This window comes from Aeromicrobium sp. REDSEA-S32_B7, assembly GCF_001626145.1.
In the GTDB taxonomy this organism is placed as follows: domain Bacteria; phylum Actinomycetota; class Actinomycetes; order Propionibacteriales; family Nocardioidaceae; genus Aeromicrobium; species Aeromicrobium erythreum.
On sequence record NZ_LUNF01000225.1, the window covers coordinates 1 to 5,889 of the forward strand.

At 73.5% G+C, this 5,889-nt stretch carries 7 protein-coding genes and 1 pseudogene; all 8 read right to left on the reverse strand.

What is annotated here, in order from left to right; all coding sequences use genetic code 11:
• A pseudogene (locus A6Q79_RS14665) lies at positions 1 to 903 on the reverse strand (cation acetate symporter); the annotation flags it as partial.
• Entirely contained in the window at positions 900 to 1,238 is a 339-nt protein-coding gene (locus A6Q79_RS14670; RefSeq protein WP_067860058.1) for a DUF485 domain-containing protein, read from the reverse strand. The gene A6Q79_RS14670 and the pseudogene A6Q79_RS14665, both read right to left, overlap by 4 nt.
• 197 nt (positions 1,239 to 1,435) lie before the next feature.
• Positions 1,436 to 2,932, reverse strand: a complete 1,497-nt coding sequence (locus A6Q79_RS14675; protein WP_289017221.1) for a cation acetate symporter — start codon at positions 2,930 to 2,932, stop codon at positions 1,436 to 1,438.
• Positions 2,929 to 3,336, reverse strand: coding sequence for a hypothetical protein (locus tag A6Q79_RS14680; RefSeq protein ID WP_317698683.1), 408 nt, complete (start codon positions 3,334 to 3,336; stop codon positions 2,929 to 2,931). Before A6Q79_RS14680 ends, A6Q79_RS14675 begins: the two co-directional genes overlap by 4 nt.
• Position 3,337: 1 nt before the next feature.
• Positions 3,338 to 4,090: a LytTR family DNA-binding domain-containing protein gene (locus A6Q79_RS14685; protein WP_067860048.1), complete on the reverse strand. Its 753-nt coding sequence runs from the start codon at positions 4,088 to 4,090 to the stop codon at positions 3,338 to 3,340.
• A gap of 131 nt (positions 4,091 to 4,221) precedes the next feature.
• A complete protein-coding gene (locus A6Q79_RS14690; RefSeq protein ID WP_286689886.1) occupies positions 4,222 to 4,836 on the reverse strand; it encodes a CbiQ family ECF transporter T component in 615 nt (204 codons plus the stop codon).
• A gap of 10 nt (positions 4,837 to 4,846) precedes the next feature.
• Positions 4,847 to 5,542 carry an energy-coupling factor ABC transporter ATP-binding protein gene (locus tag A6Q79_RS14695; RefSeq protein WP_067860042.1) on the reverse strand — a complete coding sequence of 232 codons (696 nt, stop codon included), beginning with the start codon at positions 5,540 to 5,542 and terminating at the stop codon, positions 4,847 to 4,849.
• A 34-nt stretch (positions 5,543 to 5,576) separates the two neighbouring features.
• On the reverse strand, positions 5,577 to 5,889 hold a 313-nt coding region (locus A6Q79_RS14700), incomplete at its 5' end, for an EamA family transporter (protein ID WP_317698684.1).

The window sequence follows — 5,889 nt, forward strand, 5'->3', positions numbered from 1 at the left end:
GAGCAGCGCGATGAAGAAGATCGCCCACAGCGCCGAGTAGCGGGCGGCGCGCACGCTCTTGGCGGTGTAGAAGCGCACGATCACGTGCGGCAGGCCGGCGGTGCCCAGCACGAGGGCGATGCCGAGCGAGACGAAGTCGATCTTGCTCGTGAGGCTCACGCCGTACTTGAGACCGGGCTCGAGGAAGGCGCTGCCCTGGCCGCTGTTCTCGGCGGCCGTCCCGAGCAGGTCGGAGAGGTTGAAGTCGAACTTCGCCAGGACGAGCGCGGAGATGAGGATCGTGCCGAACATCAGCAGCACGGCCTTGACGATCTGCACCCACGTGGTGCCCTTCATGCCGCCGAAGACGACGTACACGATCATCAGCACGCCGACGCCGGCGATCGTCAGGTTCTTCGCCGCGGCGGAGTCGACGCCGAGCAGCAGGGCCACGAGGGCACCCGCGCCGACCATCTGCGCCAGCAGGTAGAAGATCGAGACCACGATGGTCGACGTCGCGGCGGCGGTGCGCACGGGCGTCTGGCGCATGCGGTAGGCGAGCTGGTCGGCCATCGTGAACCGTCCGGAGTTGCGCAGCAGCTCGGCGATGAGCAGCAGGGCCACCAGCCAGGCCACGAGGAACCCGATCGAGTACAGGAAGCCGTCGTAGCCGGACAGCGCGATCGCGCCGGAGATGCCGAGGAACGACGCCGCCGACATGTAGTCGCCGCCGATGGCGAAGCCGTTCTGGAAGCCGCTGAACGAGCGGCCACCCGCGTAGTAGTCGGCGGCTGTCTTGGTGTTGCGGCTCGCCCAGAAGGTGATGCCGACGGTCAGGAGCACGACGAGGACGAACAGCGTGCCGGTGAGGGCCTGGTGGTTGCCGGAGTCGGAGGCCGCGAGGAGCGCGTCGGGTCGGTTCATCGTCCGACCTCCCGCTCGAAGTCGTCGAGGAGGTCGGCGGCGATCGGGTCCATCGCCCGCGCGGAGTAGCGCGCGTAGACCCAGGCGATGCCGAAGGTCGTGACGAACTGCAGCAGCCCGAACAGCAGGGCCACGTTGATCGTCCCGAACACCTGGGTGCCCATCAGGCCGGGCGCCCAGTTCGAGCACACGACGTACAGGAGGTACCAGAGCATGAAGCCGACCGTCATCGGGACGACGAACCTCAGGTAGTTGTTGCGGAGCTGTGTGAACTCCTCGGAGTCGTGGATGCGCTCGTAGGCCGCATGGACCTCGGGCGTGAGCTTCTCGGCCACGGGGGACACCTCGCTTCTCGGGACCGGCGCGCACCGGGTGTGACGCGCGTCCCACCGCAGGACGCTAGAAGCGCCGTCCACTGTGCGCCAGGTCACAACCCCGGTGGTGCGCTCGGGGTGCCGCTGCCTGCGCCGTGCGGCGCGCTGCCCTCGACGAACGGTGGGTGCGGCGCGACGAGCGGCGCCGTGGTCAACCGTCAGCGGCGGACGTCGACGCGCTCGGGGGTGTGCAGGCGCACCATCGTCCGCGCCACCGTGGTGGGGACGCGCGAGCGGGTCAGCAGGGAGACGCCCACCATGAGCCCGAAGCCGAGGGGCACGCTCCACAGCGCGGGCTGGCCGACGAGGGTGCCGACCCAGCCGCCGGGACGGTCTGAGATGGCGACCACCGTGGCGAGCAGCGCGGCGAGCCCGCCGCCGGCCATGCCCGCCAGGGCTCCTGGTGCGGTGAGGCCGCGCCACCAGATGCCCAGCACCAGCAACGGGCAGAACGTCGACGCCGCGAGCGCGAACGCGAAGGTCACGGAGCTCGCGACGGGGATCGGCTCGGCGGCGAGCGCCAGGCCCAGCGGGACGAGGACGCAACCGGCTGCCGCGAGCCGCAGCGAGGAGATGGGGGAGAGGCGTCCCGCGAGGGGACCGGCCGAGAGGCTCTGGCCGACGACGCCCGCGATCGCCATGGTGAGGCCCGACGACGTCGACAGGAAGGCCGCGAACGCGCCGGCGGTGACCAGGGCGGAGAGCACGTCGCCCAGCCCGCCGCCGAGCACCCGCGCCGGCAGCTCGAGCACCACGGTGTCGGCGCGGCCGGCCGCCACCAGGTCGGAGGCGTACACCCGACCGAGGACGCCGTAGACCGTCGGCAGGAGGTAGAACCCGCCGATGAGGCCCAGAACGATGAGCGTCGTGCGGCGTGCGGCGTGGCCGTCGGGGTTGGTGTAGAACCGCACCACCACGTGCGGGAGCCCCATCGTGCCGAGGAAGGTGGCCACGAGCACCGAGTAGGTCGTGTAGAGGCCCTGCGCGTCGGTCGTGCTCCAGGGCGCGAACCACGCGTCGGGCGCCACCGGCGAGGGCGTGCCGTCGAGCGCCCACGCCCGCAGCAGGAAGACGGCGGGCACGAGCAGCGCGGTGAGCTTGAGCCAGTACTGGAACGCCTGCACGAAGGTGATGCTGCGCATGCCGCCGGCGACCACGTTCACGACGACGATGCCGGCCACGAGCACCATGCCGACCCAGTCGGGGCTGCCCGAGACCGACCGCAGCGTCAGGCCGGCGCCCTGGAACTGCGGCATGAGGTAGAGCCAGCCGACCCCGACGACGAGCAGCGTGGCCGCCCGGCGCACCGCGACCGACTGGAGCCGCACCTGCGCGAAGTCGGGGATCGTGTAGGCGCCCGAGCGACGCAGGGGTGCCGCGACGAGCACGAGCAGCAGCAGGTAGCCGGTCGTCCACCCGATCGGGTACCAGAGCACGTCGGGCCCGGAGGTGAGCACGAGCCCCGCCACGCCGAGGAACGAGGCGGCCGACAGGTACTCGCCGCCGATCGCCGAGCTGTTGAGCGACGGCGACACCGACCGTGAGGCCACGTAGAAGTCGCTGGTCGTGCGGCTCACCCGCAACCCGAAGGCGCCGATGCCGAGGGTGGTGAGCGAGACCAGCGCGACGGCCACGGCGGCGTGGGTGGTGCTCACCGGGGCACGTCCTCGACCGACCCGGGGTCGACCAGGTCGGTGAAGTCGGCCTCGGCGCGCTCGGAGCGTCGGACGTACACCCACCCCAGCGCGAGCAGCGCCGGGTACACGACGACGCCGAGCAGGAGCCACGGCAGCGGGACCGTTCCGAGGCGGGCGTCGGCGACGTCGGGCACGAGGGCGAAGACGAGCGGCAGGCTCCCGAGGCCGAGCGCGAGGGCGGCGACGACCGCGAGCGCCGACCGCAGCTGGGTCGACACGAGCGAGCGCACGTAGACGTCGCCGACCCCGGTCTCCTCGTCGATCTCCTGCCGTGCGCTGCGACGCCCGTGCGGCGCGACCGCCGACGTCAGCGGGCTCGTGACCCGGACGCGACCGCCGGGCCCGTCGGCGCGCTCCGGCACGTCACCGGCTCCGCTCGTGGATCAGGTCGCGCAGGGTCGGCGTGTGGCGGCGCGAGACCTGCAGCTCGACGACGCCGTCGCCGTGCGGCACCACCACGCTGCAGCGGCCCGCCTGCATGCGCACCTCGCGCACGTGCGCGAGGTTCACGGCGCTGCTGCGGTGGATCCGCACGAAGCCGACGTCCTCCCAGTCGGAGACGAGGCCGGTGAGCGGCGTGCGGACCAGGTGCCCGGCGCCGTCCGCGGTGTGCAGCCGGACGTAGTCGCCCTGGGCCTCCACGTGGGTCACCGTGGACCGCCGGACGAAGCGGGTGACGCCGCCGAGCTCGACGGCGATCGTCTCGTCCGCCTCCGGAGCGGGGTCGCCCTGGTCGACCGCGCGCCGGATGCTCTCGCGCAGCCGCTCCTCCCGGATGGGCTTGAGCAGGTAGTCGAGGGCGCCCAGCTCGAACGCCTCGAGCGCATGACCCTCGTGCGCGGTGACGAAGACGACGCGCGGCGGGGTGCGGAACTGCCCGACGACGCGGGCGATGTCGATGCCCGAGAGCCCGGGCATGGCGATGTCGAGGAAGAGGAGGTCGACGGCGCCGCCCTCCAGTCGGCGCAGCGCCTCGGCGCCGGAGCGGGCGGTGTGCACCGCACCGACCCGCGGGTCGCGCTCGAGGAGGTAGACGAGCTCGTCGAGCACCGGCTGCTCGTCGTCGACGACGAGGGTCCGCAGCGCGGCAGCGGGCTCGGGCGCGACGTCGTCCATGCGGGGGAGTGTAGGCCCCGTCCCTCCCCGCGTTCTGTGGACCTGACGACGGTCTCGGCGCCGGATTCCGTCACCAGGTCCACGAAACGCGGGGAGGGGAGGGGGACGCGGAGGGAGGGGAAGGGCGGGGGTCAGTCGGGGTCGCCGAGGCCGCGGGCGGCGAGGGCGTCGCCGACGGCGTGCGCGTGGGCGACCGTGCGCACCGCGAAGGGGGTCAAGGTCGCGCGCGGGCTGCGCTCGAGGCCGCGAGCCTTGGCCGCCTCGCGTGTCTGCGTGAACAGCGTCGTCACCACGGGGATCGAGGAGATCGCGAGGGAGAAGGTCAGCGCGACACGCTCGGGGTCGACGCCGAAGGGCCGCAGCACGCGGGCGGCGCGCACGACGGCGTCGAGCAGGTCGTCGGTCGGGGTCGTCGCGGTGAACGTCGTGGCGAGCACGACCAACGTGAGGGTGGTGGCCACGACCTCGACCGCCACCGGCCAGCCCCGCTGCCACGTCTGCAGCGCCGCCACGACCCCCAGCAGCACGAGCAGGGGTCGGACACCGAGCGCCAGGCTGCGCGCAGGCACGCCAGCGTGCAGCGCGACGCCCAGGGCGGCCGCGAGGGCGAGCAGCGGGAGCCACGGGCCCTGCAGGGCGACGACCCCGACGCCGAGCAGCACGAGGCCCAGCGGCTTGCGACCGGTGGGCAGGCGGTGCCAGACGGTGTCGCCGGGGACCTGCAGGCCGAGCGGCAGGCTCCTCACCGTGCGCGCCTCACGACAGTGCACTCTCGACGTAGTGCGCGACCGCGCGCTCGGGGTCGTCGTCGCACGTCACGCGGCCGTCCTCGACGACCAGCGCCCGGTCGCAGCGCCGCGCCAGGTCGAGGTCGTGCGTGACGAGCAGCAGCTGCTGCTCCATCGACAGCAGGCGCTCCTGCACCGCGCGCGCGTTGCGCAGGTCGAGCAGGGTGGTCGGCTCGTCGGCGACCACGACCGTGGGCTCGCAGGCCAGGACGCCCGCGATCGCCAGCAGCTGCTGCTGGCCGCCGGAGAGGGCGTGCACGGAGGTGTCGGCGCGGTCGGCGAGCCCGATGTCGGCCAGCACCGCCCGGGCGCGCGCCTCCCGCTCGCGCTTGTCCTTCACGTGCCGACGCAGCGACAGGGCGACGTCCTCCAGCACGGTCGGCATGACGAGCTGGGCCGCCGGCTGGGTGAACACGAACCCGACCCGGCGGCGCACCGCGGGGCCGTCGGTCGCGACGTCGAGGCCGTCCACGCGGACCGTGCCCGACGCTGCCGAGACGAGCCCGTTGACCAGCCGGGCGAGGGTCGACTTGCCCGAGCCGTTGGCGCCCACGACGACGACGCGGCGCTCCGTCAGGCGCGCCGTGACGTCGCGCAGGAGCACGACCTCGCCGTCCGCCGTCGGGGCGGTGACGGTGACGTCGTCGAGCTCGATGGTCGCCATGACGCCAGTCTCGCCCACCTGCGGGCGGGGCCGCTCAGCGACGGGCCAGCAGCTGCGGGAACGCGCGGTGCACGGCAGCCGCGACCACGGCGGCGAGCACCAGCGCGGTGCCGAGCAGCCCGAGCGGGCCGATGCGCTCGTCGAGCAGCACCGCCGCGACGGCCGCCGCGGTGACGGGCTCGAGCAGGGTCGCGACGGTGGCGGCCGAGCCCGAGGTGGTGCGCAGGCCGGCGTACAGCAGGGCGTAGGCCAGCGCCATCGTCAGCACGCCCAGGTAGGCGAGCAGGGCGAGCGCGCCGAGGGCGGCACCGGCATCGGCCTGGCGCTCTGCCGCCGGGTCGTGGGCC

Excerpts from the sequence above, each read along its gene's own strand:
- A6Q79_RS14685 (WP_067860048.1), bottom strand. The coding sequence starts at position 4,090 with ATGGACGACGTCGCGCCCGAGCCCGCTGCCGCGCTGCGGACCCTCGTC.
- A6Q79_RS14695 (WP_067860042.1), bottom strand. The coding sequence starts at position 5,542 with ATGGCGACCATCGAGCTCGACGACGTCACCGTCACCGCCCCGACGGCG.